At 73.5% G+C, this 16,176-nt stretch carries 20 protein-coding genes; 9 read left to right on the forward strand and 11 right to left on the reverse strand.

The features are described 5' to 3' along the window. Window positions 1–25: 25 nt before the first annotated feature. The 3 genes from ABD993_RS24240 to ABD993_RS24250 all read right to left on the reverse strand — a co-directional run bounded on the left by ABD993_RS24240 (window position 26) and on the right by ABD993_RS24250 (window position 1,690). Window positions 26–280, reverse strand: a complete 255-nt coding sequence (locus ABD993_RS24240; RefSeq protein ID WP_345422818.1) for a hypervirulence associated TUDOR domain-containing protein — start codon at window positions 278–280, stop codon at window positions 26–28. Continuing rightward, window positions 277–1,266, reverse strand: a complete 990-nt coding sequence (locus tag ABD993_RS24245) for a LacI family DNA-binding transcriptional regulator (protein WP_345422821.1) — start codon at window positions 1,264–1,266, stop codon at window positions 277–279. The genes ABD993_RS24240 and ABD993_RS24245 overlap by 4 nt, the downstream gene beginning before the upstream one ends. A gap of 199 nt (window positions 1,267–1,465) precedes the next feature. Then, complete coding sequence (locus ABD993_RS24250) at window positions 1,466–1,690, reverse strand: hypothetical protein (RefSeq protein WP_345422824.1); 225 nt, start codon at window positions 1,688–1,690, stop codon at window positions 1,466–1,468. A 233-nt stretch (window positions 1,691–1,923) separates the two neighbouring features. Between ABD993_RS24250 and ABD993_RS24255 the strand changes: the two genes are divergently transcribed. Then, the gene (locus ABD993_RS24255; RefSeq protein ID WP_345422827.1) at window positions 1,924–2,073 is read left to right on the forward strand and encodes a hypothetical protein; all 150 of its coding nucleotides are present in this window, start codon (window positions 1,924–1,926) and stop codon (window positions 2,071–2,073) included. 96 nt (window positions 2,074–2,169) lie between these two features. Next, complete coding sequence (locus ABD993_RS24260; RefSeq protein ID WP_345422830.1) at window positions 2,170–2,520, forward strand: universal stress protein; 351 nt, start codon at window positions 2,170–2,172, stop codon at window positions 2,518–2,520. 55 nt (window positions 2,521–2,575) lie between these two features. On the opposite strand, the gene ABD993_RS24265 is transcribed toward ABD993_RS24260, so the two are convergent. After that, window positions 2,576–3,031 (reverse strand): Hsp20/alpha crystallin family protein, encoded by a 456-nt coding sequence (locus tag ABD993_RS24265; protein WP_345422832.1) that lies wholly within the window; start codon window positions 3,029–3,031, stop codon window positions 2,576–2,578. A gap of 136 nt (window positions 3,032–3,167) precedes the next feature. Here ABD993_RS24265 and ABD993_RS24270 point away from each other — a divergent pair, with 136 nt between their 5' ends. Then, on the forward strand, window positions 3,168–3,776 hold the full coding sequence (locus ABD993_RS24270) for a UdgX family uracil-DNA binding protein (RefSeq protein WP_345422835.1): 609 nt from the start codon (window positions 3,168–3,170) through the stop codon (window positions 3,774–3,776). A 154-nt stretch (window positions 3,777–3,930) separates the two neighbouring features. Here the strand turns inward: ABD993_RS24270 and ABD993_RS24275 are convergent, their stop codons facing one another. After that, window positions 3,931–4,545 (reverse strand): IMPACT family protein, encoded by a 615-nt coding sequence (locus tag ABD993_RS24275; protein ID WP_345422838.1) that lies wholly within the window; start codon window positions 4,543–4,545, stop codon window positions 3,931–3,933. 83 nt (window positions 4,546–4,628) lie between these two features. Beyond that, window positions 4,629–4,820: a hypothetical protein gene (locus ABD993_RS24280; RefSeq protein WP_345422841.1), complete on the reverse strand. Its 192-nt coding sequence runs from the start codon at window positions 4,818–4,820 to the stop codon at window positions 4,629–4,631. Window positions 4,821–4,915: 95 nt separating this feature from the next. Here ABD993_RS24280 and ABD993_RS24285 point away from each other — a divergent pair, with 95 nt between their 5' ends. Next, window positions 4,916–5,608 (forward strand): hypothetical protein, encoded by a 693-nt coding sequence (locus tag ABD993_RS24285; RefSeq protein WP_345422844.1) that lies wholly within the window; start codon window positions 4,916–4,918, stop codon window positions 5,606–5,608. 463 nt (window positions 5,609–6,071) lie between these two features. Here ABD993_RS24285 and ABD993_RS24290 read toward each other — a convergent pair whose 3' ends face one another. Together ABD993_RS24290 and ABD993_RS24295 are read right to left on the reverse strand one after the other, a co-directional pair. After that, window positions 6,072–6,386, reverse strand: a complete 315-nt coding sequence (locus tag ABD993_RS24290; RefSeq protein ID WP_345422847.1) for a hypothetical protein — start codon at window positions 6,384–6,386, stop codon at window positions 6,072–6,074. Window positions 6,387–6,396: 10 nt separating this feature from the next. Then, complete coding sequence (locus ABD993_RS24295; protein ID WP_345422850.1) at window positions 6,397–8,082, reverse strand: sodium:solute symporter family protein; 1,686 nt, start codon at window positions 8,080–8,082, stop codon at window positions 6,397–6,399. 277 nt (window positions 8,083–8,359) lie between these two features. Between ABD993_RS24295 and ABD993_RS24300 the strand changes: the two genes are divergently transcribed. Next, on the forward strand, window positions 8,360–9,142 hold the full coding sequence (locus ABD993_RS24300; protein WP_345422853.1) for a DeoR/GlpR family DNA-binding transcription regulator: 783 nt from the start codon (window positions 8,360–8,362) through the stop codon (window positions 9,140–9,142). Here the strand turns inward: ABD993_RS24300 and ABD993_RS24305 are convergent. After that, entirely contained in the window at window positions 9,139–9,411 is a 273-nt protein-coding gene (locus ABD993_RS24305) for an FCD domain-containing protein (protein WP_345422855.1), read from the reverse strand. The two genes, ABD993_RS24300 and ABD993_RS24305, sit on opposite strands and share 4 nt — an antisense overlap. Before the next feature lie 327 nt (window positions 9,412–9,738). On the opposite strand from ABD993_RS24305, the gene ABD993_RS24310 reads away from it, so the two are divergent. Together ABD993_RS24310 and rutA are read left to right on the forward strand one after the other, a co-directional pair. Then, window positions 9,739–9,936, forward strand: coding sequence for a hypothetical protein (locus ABD993_RS24310; RefSeq protein ID WP_345422858.1), 198 nt, complete (start codon window positions 9,739–9,741; stop codon window positions 9,934–9,936). Between the two features lie 277 nt (window positions 9,937–10,213). After that, a complete protein-coding gene (rutA, locus tag ABD993_RS24315; protein WP_345422861.1) occupies window positions 10,214–11,266 on the forward strand; it encodes a pyrimidine utilization protein A in 1,053 nt (350 codons plus the stop codon). Window positions 11,267–11,288: 22 nt separating this feature from the next. Here rutA and ABD993_RS24320 read toward each other — a convergent pair whose 3' ends face one another. Together ABD993_RS24320 and ABD993_RS24325 are read right to left on the reverse strand one after the other, a co-directional pair. Beyond that, window positions 11,289–12,521, reverse strand: coding sequence for a C40 family peptidase (locus ABD993_RS24320; protein ID WP_345422864.1), 1,233 nt, complete (start codon window positions 12,519–12,521; stop codon window positions 11,289–11,291). A gap of 331 nt (window positions 12,522–12,852) precedes the next feature. Further along, a complete protein-coding gene (locus ABD993_RS24325) occupies window positions 12,853–13,962 on the reverse strand; it encodes a glycosyltransferase family 4 protein (protein ID WP_345422867.1) in 1,110 nt (369 codons plus the stop codon). Between the two features lie 120 nt (window positions 13,963–14,082). On the opposite strand from ABD993_RS24325, the gene ABD993_RS24330 reads away from it, so the two are divergent. Beyond that, window positions 14,083–15,378: an alpha/beta hydrolase gene (locus ABD993_RS24330; RefSeq protein WP_345422870.1), complete on the forward strand. Its 1,296-nt coding sequence runs from the start codon at window positions 14,083–14,085 to the stop codon at window positions 15,376–15,378. Between the two features lie 5 nt (window positions 15,379–15,383). Beyond that, window positions 15,384–16,148 carry a precorrin-6A synthase (deacetylating) gene (gene cobF / locus ABD993_RS24335; protein ID WP_345422873.1) on the forward strand — a complete coding sequence of 255 codons (765 nt, stop codon included), beginning with the start codon at window positions 15,384–15,386 and terminating at the stop codon, window positions 16,146–16,148. Window positions 16,149–16,176 lie beyond the last annotated feature (28 nt).

The raw sequence follows: 16,176 nt of genomic DNA on the forward strand, positions 1-16,176 counted from the left end.
TCCGGGGCGGTCGAGACGCCCGCTCCTAGGCCTTCTCGAGCTCGCTCTCGAGCTTGAGCACGGTCGTGCCGTCGTCCTGGTGCAGGACGTAGGCGGGGTTGTCGTCGGTCCCGTTGCGGGACTGCTTCGTTCCCTTGATCGTCTTCTCGACGCGCTCGGTGTGCACCTCGGCGACCTCGCCCTCGCCCTGCCCGTTGCCCCAGTTCCACGCGACCTTCGAACCCTTGCGGTACTTCGCCATGCGGCCGAGGTAACCGCAACGGGGGCCGGTGAAACTCACGCGGTCTCCCGGACCACCATCCGGGCGGGGAAGCGGCGCACGGCCAGGTCGGGGTCCCAGCGGCCGTCGATCGCGGCCAGCACGGCGGCACCCATCCGCGCCTCGCCCACGTCGAGGTCGGCGCCCACCGTGGTCAGCCGTGGTCGGACGAGCTCAGCGAGCGGCTCGTCGTCCGCGGCCAGCACGGCGACGTCCTGCGGCACGCGGACGCCCGCGTCCACCAGCGCGGTGAGCACGTGAGCGGCGTGGGTGGTGGTCGCGCCGACCACGCCGTCCGGCAATGTGCCCTCGGCCAGCCAGCTGCCGACCAGCCCGGTCGCGGCCTCCCGGCCGGGGGAGAAGGGCACCTGGCGGGCCTCGGCGCCGCCTGCCCGCGCCGCCGCCACCGCCTCGGCCATCCGGTGACCGAGCATGTGCTGGTCCGCCATGCCCGGGCAGCCGCCCAGCGCCACGATCCGTCGGCAGCCCCGGCCCAGCAGGTGCTCGGCGGCGGCCCGACCCAGCGGGCCGTCGTCCAGCACGATCGTCGGGGTGAGGTCCGAGGGCGTGTGCGACATCGCGATCGGGACGGTCCCGGCCGCGGTGATCATCGCGACGCTCTCCTCCGTGTACCGGTCGAGCGTCGCGAGCACCGCCGCCGGACGCAGCGCGAGCCACGACCGGGCCGCGGCGACCCCGGTGACCGTCGGGTCGCCGTGGAACAGGAAGGTGTAGCCCGCCTCGCGGATGTCCCGCGCGACCTGGATCAGCCCGACGAACGACAGTCCCTGGCGCAGCACGGACGCCCCGTCCACGTGCCCCACCACGAGGTCGCTCCGCCCGCGGCGCAGCGAGCGCGCGTTGACGTGCGGGACGTAGCGCAGCTGCTCGGCCGCCTCCAGCACCCGGGCGCGGGTCTGCTCCGGGATGCGGGCACCGGGCGTCCGGTTGAGCACGTAGGACGCGGTCGCCCGGGACACCCCGGCGCGACGCGCCACGTCGCTCATCGTCGTGGCTCGTGGTGGTGAGCCGCTTATACCGTCCACCGGGGAAATGTTGCACGCGACGACTCCGACACGATCGGGTCCTCCCGACACCCACACGGGCGAGAACACCGTGGTCACCGGCGGTGACACGAGTGCGTGCCGCTGGGCCGGACGGGCGGTCGGCGGGCCCACCCGGACAGGGGGTGCCTGCGACCTTCGGTCACCCGGATCCGTTGTGCCCCAACGGGGGTCCGGTCGACCCGCGGACCGCCGGCTCCGGGGTCGGGACTGTCTCCGCCTGCTCCCGCGCGGGATCGTCCCGCCGCGCCGCAGCGGCTGAGACGGCGCCGACGCCGAGCGCGCCCGCGCCCGCGGCGACGTCGATCCCGTTGCGCCGCAGGGTGTTCAGCAGCGCGGATGCCGCGCGGTCGTTCGCCGCGAGCAACGGCGGTCGGCGGTGCGGCCCCCGACGGCATCGGCCGGGCCGCGGTGATCCCGGCGTCCTCGTGGGAGGCGCCCGGCAGGACCCGGGCGGTCAGCCCGTGGGCCGCGACGGCCTCCCGGTAGGCGTCGCGCCGCCCGTCCGCGTTCGGTGCGTCCGCACCGTCGCCATGCACGATCCCCGCTCGCCAGCAGCCGGGCTGCTACTGCACTCGCACGCCTTCCATCAGGGAGGTGATGCGGCGGGGTGATGCGGCGGTCGGGTCGGTGGGGTTCGACGGTGGGGTGTCGCCGTGTGTGTTCGGGTGGGAGGAGGACCGGGACGGGATCTCGGTGCGCAGGCGCGAGAAGGCGCAGGCACTCATCGCGACGCCTCTCGGCAGCTGATCCACACGTGGGGTCCGCCATCCCCGCGGGACGGGCGGCGGCCGTCCGGAGCACACTGGGACCGGTTTGGATCGATCTCAGATCGAAGGGGACGGCATGACGGTGATGGTGGCGGTTCCGGACTCGCCCGAGGGACGGACGGCGCTGTCGGCGGCGATCGACGAGGCCCGGCTGCGCGGGACCGACCTGGTCGTGCTCAACCTGGCCCTCGACCCGTTGGACCTGGTGGGGATGCCCACCGACCTGGACATCACGGTGAAGGAGCGCACGGGCTACGCGGACCTCGCGGACTGCGTGCTCGCCGCCCTGGACGAGCGGGCCGGAAAGATCGACCTGCTGGTGATCGGCATGAAGCGCCGCTCGCCGATCGGCAAGGCCCTGCTGGGCTCCCTCTCGCAGCGGCTGCTGCTGGAGGTGGACGTCCCGGTGCTCGCCGTCAAGCGCTGACCGACGAGAACAGCCCCCTCGCACGCGGGCGAGGGGGCTGTCCGGGGTGCGCTGCTTACTCGGCGCTCGTGGCGGCCGCCACGGTGACCGGGATGCTCGTGGCGCCGGGCTTGCGCGGCTCGGTGTACGCGCCCGCCACGCGGACCGTCAGCACGCCCGCGTCGTAGGACGCGGAGACGGCCTCGGCGGTGGCGTGCTCCGGCAGCGTGAAGCTGCGCCGGAAGGAGCCGTAGCGGACCTCGCGGACGCGGCGTGCGCCGTCGTCCTCGCTCCGCTCGTCCCGACGCTCGCCGTGCACCACGAGCCGACCGTCCTCGACGTCCACGTGGACGTCCCGGGTGGCGTCGATGCCGGGGAGCTCCAGCGCGACGACGGCGTCGTCACCGTCGCGGCGCAGGTCCGCGGCGGGGGTGAAGCCGGACTGGCGCTGGATCGGTGCCGGGGCGAAGGCGCGACGCACGAGGGCGTCGAAGTCGGCGAAGAAGGGATCGCGACGGGTCAGGGTGCTCATGGTGTCCTCCTGCTCTGATGCTGTGGGGTTCGCAGCGTCTGACTGAGTAAACTTGCGCCGGTCCGACTCAATTCCTGGTCGGGAGTGACGTCCGTCACCTTGTTTGTCCGGGGGGTCGGCTGGGCATCTCCGGACCATGACCGAGCCTGCGGACGCCGCCCCGCGCGTGCGCAGTCTGGCCGCACTCCGTCGGGCGGAGGCGACCTGCACTGGCTGTGAGCTGCAGGAACACGCCGAGCAGGTGGTCGGCGGCGAGGGCCCGCGGACCGCGCGGCTGATGCTGGTCGGGGAGCAGCCCGGGGACCGGGAGGACCGGCAGGGTCACGTGTTCGTCGGGCCCGCGGGGCATCTGCTCGACCGGGCACTGGCCGAGGCGGGCATCGCCCGCGAGGACGTGTTCCTCACCAACGCCGTCAAGCACTTCCGGTTCCGCGAGCGCGGGAAGCGGCGGATCCACCAGTCGCCGACCGTCCGGCAGGTCCGAGCGTGTCATCCCTGGTTGGAGGCCGAGCTGCGGCTCGTCGGGCCCGAGGTCGTGGGGCTGCTCGGTGCCGTCGCGGCGAAGTCGGTGTTCGGGCAGGACTTCCGGCTGACCGACCGGCGCGGCGAGATCCTCGAACACGAGGGGCGGCGGTGGGTGGCGACGGTGCACCCGTCATCCCTGCTCCGGACCGAGGACTCGGCGGAGCGGGAGGCCGCGTTCGAGGCGTTCGTGGGCGATCTGCGGGTGGTGGCGGGGGCGTGACACCCGGCCGGACCGGTGGGTCGGTCGGTTCTGAGCCGGTCGCGGCGGGGCGGGACGGTGGGCTGTCGGCCGAAGCCGGCCCACAGGTCGGTCGCGAGCCCGGGCCGACTCGAGTACGGGGTCGGTGGGTGTCACGGCTCGGTCGGGGTCCGGCTCACTCGACATCGACGTCCACCTCGCCGATCGCCAGAGCCTCCACGGCGCCGCCGGTCAGCGCGGCGAGCCACGCCGCGAACGCCGCGGGGTCCGCGGCGCGGGCGGTGATCGTGGCGTCGGCGCCGTACTCGACCGAGGCGACCGCGTACCCCGCGGTGCGCAGGGCGTTCTCGATCCGCCCCGCGCCGGCGTGCGGCACGGCCAGCAGGAACTCGGTCAGCCGGACCCGGCGGCGCACGCCCACGACGTCGAGCGCCTCGGAGACCGCCCGCCCGTACGCGCGCACCAGCCCGCCCGCCCCGAGCTTGACCCCGCCGAACCACCGCGTGACGACGGCGACGACATCCGTCACCTCCCGCCGCAGCAGGACCTCCAGCATCGGGACACCGGCCGTGCCCGCGGGCTCGCCGTCATCCGACGAGCGCTGGACCTCCCCGATCCGGAACGCCGTGCAGTGGTGGGTGGCGTCCCAGAACTCGCGTCGTACCGCCGCGATCACCGCCGCCGCGGAATCGGGGTCGGACACCCGGGTCAGCGTCGTACGGAACCGGGACCGCTCGATCACGATCTCGTGCACCCCGTCCCGGGCGATCACGCGGAGGGGTTCGGGCACGGGGACACGCTACGGCGGGTCGGAAGGGGGCTCGACCGGCCGGTGACTCCGCCTCGCGGCCGGCCCGCGGTCTGCGACGGCGTTCACACGCCTGCCGACGCGAGCCGCGAACAACCGATGACGACACCGTCCCGGGTGACCGGCCGCCGCCAGGTGGTGTGGCCGGCCTCGGTGAGGAGCTCGGCGGGCACCGGGCCGAAGCCCGGGAGCTCCACCGGCAGCGGGCCGCCGGTGTCGACCGGCGTCTCGATCGGGACGAGGACCTGGATCTCCACCCCGACCACCGACTCGCCGGGTGCGGTGCCGGTGAGCCGAGGGTGTCGGCCATGACCTGGCCACGGGTGCGGGTCACCGGTTCGGGGGAGACCCCGTGCTCGGCGACGGCCTCGCGGAGGGCGGCGCCGCAGACGATGCCCTGCTCGGCGGGGAGGTGGGCGCGCAGCAGCGCCATCCCGTCTCCCGTCGGGCTGAGGCTGACGTACCGGTCGCGGCGGGCGGCACGGGCGCGCTCGGCGGGATCCAGATGGGCGGCGCCGACGATCGCGGCGACTCCCGGCTGGTCCAGCTCGCCCTCGCCGAACCGGGCACGCACACCGGCCAACCCGGCGTGCAGGTCCCGCCCGATCCGCAGCTGAGCCCGAGCCCTGGTCGGCGAGACTCCCAATGCCCGGCCGAGCCGGTCGACGAGGGTGGCCTCGACCTGCTCGACGGTGACCTGCCCGGAGGCGATCTGGTCCGACCGCCGCTCGACCTCGGCCCGGGCGACGGCGCGGGTGGACTCGGCGATCCCGGCGTCGATCCGGTTGCGCAGGGCGACGAGGTCCTCGATCTTCGCCAGCTCGCCGCCGACGGCCGAGACGACGGTCTCGGTCGGCTGGACGAGGGCGGTGGGAATGTCACGACGATAGTCGACCAGACGTTCGAGGTGGAGCTGTTTTCGCAGGTGAGAGGTCAGTGGTCGACTGCTCGCGACGGCCGGCGCGTGTCGGTCGGCCTCGGGGAAGCCGCCCTTCGGGACTGCAGTTCGTCCGCGCAGATCCGACCGCTCACCTCAGTCCCGTAGCGCGGTCCCGTGGCGCGGTCCGGTGCCTCGGCCCCGTGGCGCGGTCCCGCGGTGCGGTCTCGTGCCCCGGTTCCGCACTGCCTCCGTGTCGCGGGTTCGCATCCCGCCTCGGCGCCCCTGCCTCGGCCCCGTGCCTCCGCCACCTCCAGCGACGCGGGGTCGGGCCTGGCGTGTTGCGGGGTGCCCAGCTCGATGCTCGGCCTGCCTGCTCGCCCCACCTCGACACGCCGACATCGTGACGCCGGTCAAGTCTCGGAACTCTTCGGTAACGATTCAGAAGATCGCGTCGTCTTAGGTATTGTCAGTACCGAAGCCCCAACGAGAGGACATGATGACCACGATCTGGACCCGCATCCGCCTGACCGCCCGCCGTTTCGACGACTGGACGCTGCAGGCGTTCAACCCCGAGTACCCGGTCGGCTCCCGCAGCTGACCTGCGCCGCCGGAGCCGACCGGCTCCCGGCTAGTGCGAAGGGGGACCGGCAGAGTCGCCGGCCGTCCCCTCGATCTCACTGGTGGGTGCCTTGACCGGCCGCAGTCGCACCCACAGCAGGAAGAACGCCGCGAGCACCAGCATCGCGATCCCGGTGTCCAGGTTGATGTTCCAGCCGCCCGCCTTCGCGATGTCCGTCTCGTCCGTCGCGACGAGGCCCAGGACCAGCAGCACGATCCCGTAGACGCTGAACATCAGGGCGAGGATCGTCCGCAGGTCGAACAGCCGCGAGGCCGTGGTCGACACCGGGGCGTCCTGCCCCGCCGGGCCCTTCGGTTCCGTCATGGCTCCGCCCTTACCAGAAGAGGATGTAGAGGATCGCGGTCAGGACCAGCACGCCGATCCCGAGGGTGACGGGGCTGCGGTACCAGCCCGCGTCCTCGCCGTGGCTCGCGTGCGTCCGGTCCTCCTTCGAGGTCAGGCTCCACACCAGCCCGCCGAGCTCCGACGCCGGCTTCGGGGTGCTGACCATCGACACCCCGATCGCGACCATGACGCCCACGACGAAGGCCGCGCTGGCGCCCACGAAGCTGCCCGCCTGGCTGGACAGCGCCAGGACCCCGGTCGTGACCAGGACGTTCACCACGACGGCGGCGACGGTGCCGGACAGCAGCCCGATCCACGCCGACGGGCCGGTCATCCGCCGCCAGAAGAGGCCGAGGATGAAGATCGCGAACAGCGGCGCGTTGAAGAAGCTGAACAGCGACTGCAGGTAGTCCATGATGTTGCCGGAGCCGGACGCGATGAACGCCGTGCCGACCGCGATCACGCAGCCGATGACGGTGATCCACCGGCCGACCTGCAGGTAGTACTTGTCCGACTTGCCGGGGCGGACCCAGTCCTGCCAGATGTCGTAGGTGAACACGGTGTTGAACGAGCTGATGTTCGCCGCCATGCCCGCCATGAACGCCGCGAGCAGGCCCGCGATCGCGACGCCGAGGATGCCGTTGGGCAGGACCTCCTTCATCAGCAGCGACAGCGCGTTGTTGTAGGTGACGTCCGTCTCCCCGCCCGCCTTCAGCGTGACGAGCTGGGGGACCAGCACCGCCGCGATCATGCCGGGGATGATGATGACGAGCGGCAGCAGCGCCTTCGGGTACGCGCCGATCAGCGGGGTGCGCTTGGCGGCGGACATGCTCTTGGCCGACAGCGCGCGCTGGACCTCGGCGAAGTTCGTGGTCCAGTAGCCGAAGGACAGCACGAAACCGAGGCCGAACACGATGCCGATCACCGACAGCGCCGGGTTGGCGATCTCGGTCAGCGACGTCCCCGGCCACGACGAGAGCTCCTCGGCGCCACCGGGCCCGTTGGTGACCGCCTCCTTGAGCCCGTTCCACCCGCCGACGCGCGAGAGCCCCGCGATGGTCAGCGGGATCAGCAGCGCGAGGATCACGAAGAACTGCAGCACCTCGGAGTAGATCGCCGCCGACAGCCCGCCGAGGGTGATGTACGCGAGCACGATCAGCGCGGCGACCGGGATGGCGAGCGCCAGCGACCAGCCGAGCAGCGCCTCCAGGAGCAGGCCCAGCGAGAACAGGTTGACGCCCGCGATCAGCACCGCCGAGAGCGCGAAGATCACCGCCTGGACGCGCTGGGTGGTCCGGTTGAACCTCTTGTAGAGGAACTCGGGGACCGAGCGGGCCTTGGACCCGTAGTAGAACGGCATCATCACCAGCGCGAGGAACACCATCGCCGGGATCGCGCCGATCCAGTAGTAGTGCACCGTCGGGATGCCGAACTGGGCCCCGTTGGCCACCATGCCGATCAGCTCGAGCGCACCGAGGTTCGCCGAGATGAACGCCAGACCGGTCACCCACGCGGGCATCGACCGGCCGGAGAGCAGGAAGTCCAGGCTGGAGGACACCGAGCGCCGCGCGGCGTACCCGATGCCGAGGACCAGCAGGAAGTAGAAGGCGACCAGGACGTAGTCCAGGGCGTTGGCGTCCAGCCGCAGGTCGGTCTGGCCCTGGGCGAGGATCATCGCGGGCCTCCTCGACCGGTTCGCAGCCCGGCCGGTGACCGGCCCCATCCGGTACGCGACATAGCGGCTCCCTCGCCGTTCCGAGCAGCCCGAGGCTGCGTGTGGCACATGGTGCGCGGCGTAACGTACCTCGTGTCGCGTGAAAGTGAACATTATCCGACAGACTGAATCGGTTGAGTCTGTGCGGATCGGTAGGTGACCCGGTCAGGACGCCGTTGACGCCCGTTCGTGCGCGTTGCATTGTGTGCGATGTGGTGCGGGATGACGGGGTGGCGCGATGAGTCTGCTGGCGCGTCAGCGCCAGGAGCTGATCCTCGCCGAGATCCGCGAGCGCGGCGCGGTGCGCGTCTCCGACCTGGCCGAGCGCTTCGGCGTGTCCGACATGACCGTGCGCCGCGACCTGGACGTCCTCGCCCGCCGCAGGCTCGTCGACAAGGTGCACGGCGGGGCCACCGCACCCGGCGAGACGAGTGCGGAGGAGCCGGAGTTCGCCGTCAAGGCGGGCAGGCAGCGGGCGGAGAAGGAGGCCATCGCCGACGCCGCGGCGGCGTTCGTCGAGCCCGGGGCGACGATCGGGCTGTCCGCCGGCAGCACCACCGCCGCGCTCGCCGCGCGGTTGCTGGAGGTCCCCGAGCTCACCGTGGTCACGAACTCGATGGCCGTGGCCGACGTGCTGAGCGGCGGCCGCCCGGACCGGACGGTCGTCCTCACCGGCGGCATCCGGACGCCGTCGGAGGCGCTGGTCGGTCCGGTCGCGGTGGCCGCGCTGCGGTCGTTGAACCTGGACGTGGTGTTCCTCGGCGTGCACGGGATGACCACGGCGAGCGGGTTCACCACCCCGAACCTCATGGAGTCCGAGACGGACCGGGCGCTGGTCGAGGCGGCGCACCGGCTGGTCGTGGTCGCGGACAGCACGAAGTGGGGGACCACGGGCATCTCCACGATCGCCGAGCTCGGCGAGGCGGACGTCCTGGTGACCGACTCGGGCCTCGACCCGGACGCGCGGGCGGTGCTCGAGGCCGAGATCGACCGGGTGACGATCGCCCCGGTGCGCTCCTAGACCGGCGCGCCGCCGCGCCAGGTGCCCGGCTCCTCGTAGAGCTCCCGCAGGTCCAGCAGGTGCCCGCGCATGGCCTCCTCGGCCTCGGCCGCCTCGCCGCGCGCGATGTGCTCGGCGATCGCGAGGTGGGCGGCGTCCACCCGGTCCCACTGCTCCGGCGCGACGGCGGCGCGGTCCAGCGTGGTCCGCAGCACGTCGCTGACCGGCTGGCCCATCATCGTGAACATCAGGTTCCCGGTGGCCATCAGCTCGGTGGTGTGGAAGTCCATGGCGCGCCCTGCAGTTCCGGGTGGAGCTGCAGCGCGAGCTGTCGGCGGTGTTCGCGGGCGCCGACCTGATCGTCGTCCCGACCACGCCCGCCACCGCACCGCGGCTGCCCGGCGCGGTGTACGAGGGCCGCTTCGGGCTGTACAACACCCACCTCGCCGGGCGGGAGACCCACCCGGAGGCGGTCGGCGCGAACCTGGGGGAGACCTGGGAGCTGGTGCGCACGGCCGTGAAGCCGTACCCGATCTGCCACTTCATCCACGCCTTCGCCGACGCGGTGCTGGAGCTGCGGCCCGAGATCGGGGACGCCGAGATCGCCGAGATCCGCTGTGCGATCCACCCGGTGCCCGGCAAACCCGCACGCCACCACCGCGACGACCCGGCGGCAGCGGGAGATCTTCCACGCCGAGCGGGGCGGGCGCCCGGTCCCCGAGCTGCCGCTGATGCGCGAGGTCTACTGCGCGCCGACGCGGGAGCGGGCGGTCGAGCTCGCCCGGCCCTCCCTCGCGGGCAAGTACGAGGTCTAGGCCGACTGGGGCCAGGACCGTGTCATGCCCGAGAAGGAGTCGTTCCGAACCGGTTACGCGGACCTCGCGGAGGACCGGTTCGTGGTGGGCTCACCGGAGGAGTACCTCGCGGCGCTGCTGCCGTGGCGGGAGCTCGGTGTGGACCACTTCGTCCTGCGCACCGACTGGGCCGGGATGCCGGTCGAGTCGGCCCGAGCCTCCGTCGCCCTCCTCGCTCGCGAGGTGGCCCCCGTACTCCGGTCCTCCCCGGCCGGACCCCCGAGAAGAAGGAGTCGTCATGGACTTCGGCGTCTTCATCCCCATCGCCAACAACGGCTGGCTGATCTCCGAGAACTCGCCGCAGTACATGCCGTCGTTCGACCTGAACAAGCGGATCGTGCAGGAGGCGGAGGCCCAGGGCTTCGCGTTCGCCCTGTCGATGATCAAGCTGCGCGGGTTCGGCGGCAGGGTCGAGTTCTGGGACCACGCCCTGGAGTCGTTCACGCTGATGGCGGGCCTCGCCGCCGTCACCGACCGGATCAAGCTCTACGCCTCGACGGCGGTGCTCACCCTGCCCCCCGCGATCGTCGCCCGGATGGCCACGACGATCGACTCCATCGCGCCCGGCCGGTTCGGGATCAACATCGTGTCCGGCTGGGCCGGCGGCGAGTACGCGCAGATGGGCCTGTGGCCCGGGGACGAGTACTTCGGCTACCGCTACGACTACTCCACCGAGTACGTGACGGTGATGAAGGAGCTGTTCGAGAAGGGCCGCAGCGACTTCAAGGGGCAGTACTTCCAGATGGAGGACTGCGTGCTCTCGCCGCAGCCGTCCGGGCACATCGACATCGTCTGCGCGGGGCAGTCCGAGCGCGGCATGCGGATGGTCGCGGAGCTGGGGGACTACAACTTCATCCTCAGCCCGGGCGTCAACGACCCGCAGGTCTACGCCGAGTCCACCCAGCGGCTGGCCACGGCCGCCGCGAAGACGGGCCGAGACGTCGGGTCGCTGCCGCTGTTCATGGCCATCATGGCGGACACGGACGAGGAGGCCCGCGCGAAGTGGGACTCCTACCGGGCCGGGGCGGACGCGGACGCGCTCGGCTACATGGCGGACGAGGGCGGCAAGGACACCAACGCGGACGAGTCCGGGACCGCGCGGACGATCAACCTGCCGGAGGGGGCCGTGAACTTCAACATGGCCACACTGGTGGGCAGCTACGAGACCGTCGCGCGGCAGATCGACGAGGTCGCGACCATGCCCGGCGTCAAGGGGATGATGTTCACCTTCGACGACTTCGAGCAGGGCGTGCACGACTTCGGCACGAAGGTGATGCCGCTCCTGGGCTGATCCCGCCGGGCGCTCGCCGAGGTCAGATCCGGCGGGCGCCCGCGTACGGGAAGCTCGACATGTCCGAGATCTTCACGGGCTCGCCGCTGGTGGAGGCGTGCAGGATCTTGCCGCCGCCCATGTAGATGCCCACGTGGCTGACCGGCTGGTAGAAGAACACCAGGTCGCCGGGCTGCAGGTCGCCCTTCGCCACCGGGGTGCCGAAGGTGGACTGGGCGGCCGAGGTGCGCGGGATGGTGACGCCCGCCTGGCGGAAGGCCCAGCTGGTGAGGCCCGAGCAGTCGAAGGCGTTCGGGCCGCTGGCGCCCCAGGCGTAGGGCGTGCCGAGCTTGGTCTGCGCGGCCGCGAGGGCCTTGGCGCCGAGGCCGGAGACCCCGCTGACCACGTCCCCGACCGGGGCTCCGCTCGCGGCGGCGGCCGCGGCCCGCTTCAGCGCGTTCGCCCGCTCCTCGGCCTCCGCGGCCTTCTGCACGACGCCGGCCTGGGCCTGGTTGGCGTGGTCCAGCACCTGCGGCAGCGTGCCGACCGTGGTGCCGAAGACGTTCTGCAGGGAACCGCCCACCGCACCCGGGCCCTCCTGCGGGACGGCGGGCAGCACCTGGGTGGCCTGGGCGGCGAGGTCCGCGCCGGTGGTGGGGGCCGAGTCGTCCGCGCCGGGCGCGGTGGGGTCCGTGAGGCCGGGGAGGGCGAGGTCCGCCGCAGCGAGCCCGACGGTCCCGGTGGCCGCCTCGGTGGCCTGCTGGGCGGGGTTCGGCATGCCGGTGAGCACGGCCGAGGCGCCGATCGCGCCCACGGTCGCGACGGCGGCGATGGCCTTGGGGGAGCGCAGCTGCGCGGGGAACGCGCCGGTCAGGCTGCGGACGGTGCCGCCGATCCCGCCGAGCCCGGGCGCGCCGCCGGTGAAGAACGACCCGGTCAGGCCCGCGGGCGGGGCGACGGCGCCGAACGACTCCGTCGCGGGCTCGGCGACCGCGGGCTCGGCGGGGGGGACGGGCGCGGTGCCGAACCCGGCTGCCGCTGCTCCGTCGGTGGGGGAGGTGAACAGCGCGGCGCCGCTGAGCTGCGCGGACTGCGCGGACTGCTCGGACTGCGCGCGGCGGGCGCGACGGCCGCCCGAGGGCGGGGTGACACCGCCCGAGAAGCGGGCGATCAGGTCGGCGGCGGACAGGGCACCCGCCCGGTCGTGACCGCCGTGCCGCGCGAGCGGGACGAACGGAGCGAGCGGGGACAGGGGAGCCACGCACGTGTCGGTCATGCAGTCGTACCTCGCCGCCGCGGGCGGGGAGCCGGGGAGCGCCGCACCGCACCTGCCCCGTGCCGGGGTCGGGCGCCCGGGGGAATGTCGGCGGGCAGGTGTGGCGGCCGACCGGGCGTTGCCCCGGGCGTCTCCTCCCGGTGCGTGGACGACCGTAACCGGGCCGTGACCGACATGCGGCCCGAATCGTGATCGGCGCGCCGACCGGTCGCCCAGTCGGGACGAGACGTCGTTACCGGCCGACGAGAGCCGTTGGGCGTGTCGCTCGTGCCGGACGGTGACGAGGGGTGGGCCGAACGGGTCGCGGGGTGGGCCGACCGGGGCGCTCCGCTCAGCCGAGGGTCGAGTCGTACAGCGCCCGCAGGCGGGCCGCCCAGCCGCCCGCCTCGAAGCGCTCCTCGAACCGGGTGCGGGCGGCGGTGCCCAGGCGGGCGCGCAGCGTCGCGTCCGAGGCCAGCTCGGTCAGCGCCTCGGCCACCGCCTGCGCGGTCAGCGGGACCTGCCGCCCGGTCTCCCGGGTGACGATCTCCGGCAGCCCGCCCACGCGGCTGGTCACGACGGGGATGCCCGCGGCCAGCCCGCGCACCACCGCGCTGGGCATCACGTCCGTCCGCGTGACGTGCACCTGCACGTCCGCGGCCTGCAGCAGGGCGGGGGGATCGGCGAGCGGGCGGACCACCACCCGTCCGGACAGCTCGGCCTCCCGGGCCACCCGGGCCTCCAGCCAGGGGCGCAGCGGCCCGTCACCGGTGAGGACGACGGTGGCCGGGAGGTCCGGCGGCAGCGCGGCGACGGCGTCGAGCAGCAGGTCCTGGCCCTTCCCCCGGCGCATGGGGGCGGCCGAGACGACCAGCACGTCCGCGGCGCCGAGCCCCAGCACGGCCCGGGCGCGCTCCCGGTCGACGGGCTCGGGGTCGGCGACGCCGTCCGGCAGCACGACCAGCCCGCGCGCGGACCCGGCGACCCTGCGGTACCAGTCCACCTGCAGCCGGGAGACCGCGATGGTGCGGGTGACGAACCGGGCCCTGGCCATGGTCTTGGCCGTGCGACGCAGGCGGTCCAGCCGGTCCGCGGGCTCGTCCTCGATGCGGTGCAGCGTGGAGAACACCGGCAGACGCAGCCGGGTGGCGGCGGCGGACCCGGCCACGTCGGCGTTGGGGGAGTGGGTGTGGATGAGCGCGACGCCGTGCTCGCGCAGGGTGTCGAGGACCCTGGGCACGGCCCGCGGGTCCCACGGCGCCAACCCGTGCTCGACGACGGTCGCCCCGGCCGCGCGCAGCGCCGCGGCCCGGCGGCCGTCCCCGGCCCCGGAGATCCCGACCACGACCAGCTCCAGCCCGGCGGTGCGCGCGGCGCCCGCCAGGGCCACGAGCCCGTACTCGCCCCCGTCGGGGTGCAGCGTGTCGACGAGGTGCGCGACCCTCAGCGGAGAAGTGAGCACCGTCCTCCTCACCCGTTCGTGGAGCCGCCGACCCTACTCGGAGCGTGGGCGGCACCGGGCGAACCGCCCACTCCGCCCCCTATCGCCGCCCTGACCAGCGGCGGATAGCGTTCCGGAACGGTGCGCGCTCTCTTCCTGGACTCTCCGCTGCTCTTCGGGTGGCTGCCGACGACCCTGACCTGGCTGGGGATCGTCTCGCTGGTGTTCCTGCTGGTCCGGTTCCGCCGGGGCTGGTGGACGCGGCGGCTGCCGCTCGTCGTCGCGATCACGCTGGTGGTGCTCGGCGCCGCCGCCGTCGCGCTGCAGGTGCTCCAGCCCTTCCCGGACCCCCTCGGCTGGCGGGTCTGGCTGTGGAGCGGGCTGGCCGTGCTCGCCCTGGTCGCCGCGGTCGCGGGCCGCCGACGGTGGTGGCGGCTGCTCAGCGTGCTCGCGGTGGTCCTGGTCCTGGTCACCGCCGGGATCAAGATCAACGCGGTGTACGCCTACCGGCCCACCCTGGCCGGGGTGTTCGGGCTGCCCGCGGCGAACGCGATCGACTTCGCCGCCGTCCCCGCCGCGCTGCCGGTCGCCGCGCCGGGGCCGGACGGGTCCGTCGAGGCGGGCTGGGTCGCGCCCGCGGACCTGCCGGGCACGGGCCGCGTCGCGACCGTCCCGATCCCCGGCACCGTCTCGGGGTTCGCCGCCCGGCCCGCCGAGGTCTACCTCCCGCCCGCCTACCTGGTGTCGCCGCGCCCGCTGCTGCCGGTGTTGGTGCTGGTCGGCGGGCAGCCGGGCGACCCGGCCGACTGGCTGGTCGCGGGCGAGCTGGCGAAGATCATGGACGCGTTCGCCCGCGCGCACGCCGGGCTGGCCCCCATCGTCGTCGTGCCGGACGCGACCGGCAGCGCCTTCGCCGACCCGCTCTGCCTGGACTCCCGGCTGGGAAACGTGCAGACCTACCTGGCCGAGGACGTCCCGGCCTGGGTGGCCACGCACCTGCAGGCCGACCCGAACCGGCGGGCGATCGGCGGCTTCTCCTACGGCGGGACCTGCTCGCTGCAGCTCGCCGCGAACCGGCCGGACGTCTACCCGACCTTCCTCGACATGTCCGGGCAGGTGGAGCCGTCGTTGGGCACCCGGGAGCAGACCGTCGCCGCCGCGTTCGGGGACCGGCCCGACCCGCTCGCGGCCTTCCGCGCGGTGAACCCGCTGGAGCACCTGCCGCCGGGTATCGCGGGCCGGGTGGTGGTCGGGCGCGAGGACGAGATCTACGGCCCACAGGCCCGCCGGGTCGTCGACGCCGCACGGGCGGCGGGCCTGGACGTCACGCTCTCGCTGGTCGCGGGCACGCACTCCTGGACCGTGGCGAAGGACGGGCTGGTGGCGGAGCTGCCGTGGATCGCCCGGCGCACCGGGCTGCTCCCCGACATAGGGTGAGCGGCGTGCGCACGGTGTACGTGATCGGGATCGGCTCGGGTGACCCGGACCATCTCACCCTCTCCGCGGTGAAGGCCCTGCAGGCGGTCGACGTCGTCTTCGTGATCGACAAGGGCGAGGCCAAGGAGGACCTGGTCGCGCTGCGGACCGAGATCCTGCACCGGCACCGCGAGCCCGGGAGCTACCGCGTGGTCGAGTCCGCGGACCCGGCCCGGGACCGCTCGGAGCTCGACCGCGCGGCCTACACCTCCGCCGTCGTGGACTGGCAGGACCGGCGCGGCGCGCTGTACGCCGAGATGATCGCGGGGCTGGCCGAGGGCGAGACCGGCGGTTTCCTGGTCTGGGGCGACCCCGCGCTCTACGACGGCACGCTGCGGCTGCTCGAGGGGCTGGACGTGCACGTGGTCTCCATCCCGGGGATCTCCAGCGTGCAGGCCCTGGCCGCCGCGCACCGGCTGATCCTCAACCGGGTGGGGCGCCCGATCCTCATCACGACCGGGCGCCGGATCGCGGCGGGCCTGCCCGCGGACGTGGACGACGTCGTCGTGATGCTGGACGGGAACACCGCCTTCGCCGCCCTGCCGGACGCCGAGGTCGCGGACGTCGACGTCTACTGGGGTGCCTACGTCGGCGGGCCGGACGAGATCCTCGCCGCGGGACCGGTCCTCGAGGTGCGGGACGAGATCGTGAGGATCCGCGCCGAGGCCCGCGCCCGCAAGGGTTGGATCATGGACACGTACCTGCTCCGACGTCGTCCTGCCGACCGCTGACCGGGTCGTCTGCCAAGCTGGGCGGGCG

It is taken from the genome of Pseudonocardia xishanensis, from assembly GCF_039541715.1.
Lineage (GTDB): Bacteria > Actinomycetota > Actinomycetes > Mycobacteriales > Pseudonocardiaceae > Pseudonocardia > Pseudonocardia xishanensis.

Excerpts from the sequence above, each read along its gene's own strand:
- ABD993_RS24300 (WP_345422853.1), top strand. The coding sequence starts at position 8,360 with ATGAGTCTGCTGGCGCGTCAGCGCCAGGAGCTGATCCTCGCCGAGATC.
- ABD993_RS24290 (WP_345422847.1), bottom strand. The coding sequence starts at position 6,386 with ATGACGGAACCGAAGGGCCCGGCGGGGCAGGACGCCCCGGTGTCGACC.
- ABD993_RS24245 (WP_345422821.1), bottom strand. The coding sequence starts at position 1,266 with ATGAGCGACGTGGCGCGTCGCGCCGGGGTGTCCCGGGCGACCGCGTCC.
- ABD993_RS24270 (WP_345422835.1), top strand. The coding sequence starts at position 3,168 with ATGACCGAGCCTGCGGACGCCGCCCCGCGCGTGCGCAGTCTGGCCGCA.
- ABD993_RS24265 (WP_345422832.1), bottom strand. The coding sequence starts at position 3,031 with ATGAGCACCCTGACCCGTCGCGATCCCTTCTTCGCCGACTTCGACGCC.
- ABD993_RS24295 (WP_345422850.1), bottom strand. The coding sequence starts at position 8,082 with ATGATCCTCGCCCAGGGCCAGACCGACCTGCGGCTGGACGCCAACGCC.
- ABD993_RS24260 (WP_345422830.1), top strand. The coding sequence starts at position 2,170 with ATGACGGTGATGGTGGCGGTTCCGGACTCGCCCGAGGGACGGACGGCG.
- rutA (WP_345422861.1), top strand. The coding sequence starts at position 10,214 with ATGGACTTCGGCGTCTTCATCCCCATCGCCAACAACGGCTGGCTGATC.
- ABD993_RS24305 (WP_345422855.1), bottom strand. The coding sequence starts at position 9,411 with ATGGACTTCCACACCACCGAGCTGATGGCCACCGGGAACCTGATGTTC.
- ABD993_RS24255 (WP_345422827.1), top strand. The coding sequence starts at position 1,924 with ATGCGGCGGGGTGATGCGGCGGTCGGGTCGGTGGGGTTCGACGGTGGG.
- ABD993_RS24320 (WP_345422864.1), bottom strand. The coding sequence starts at position 12,521 with ATGACCGACACGTGCGTGGCTCCCCTGTCCCCGCTCGCTCCGTTCGTC.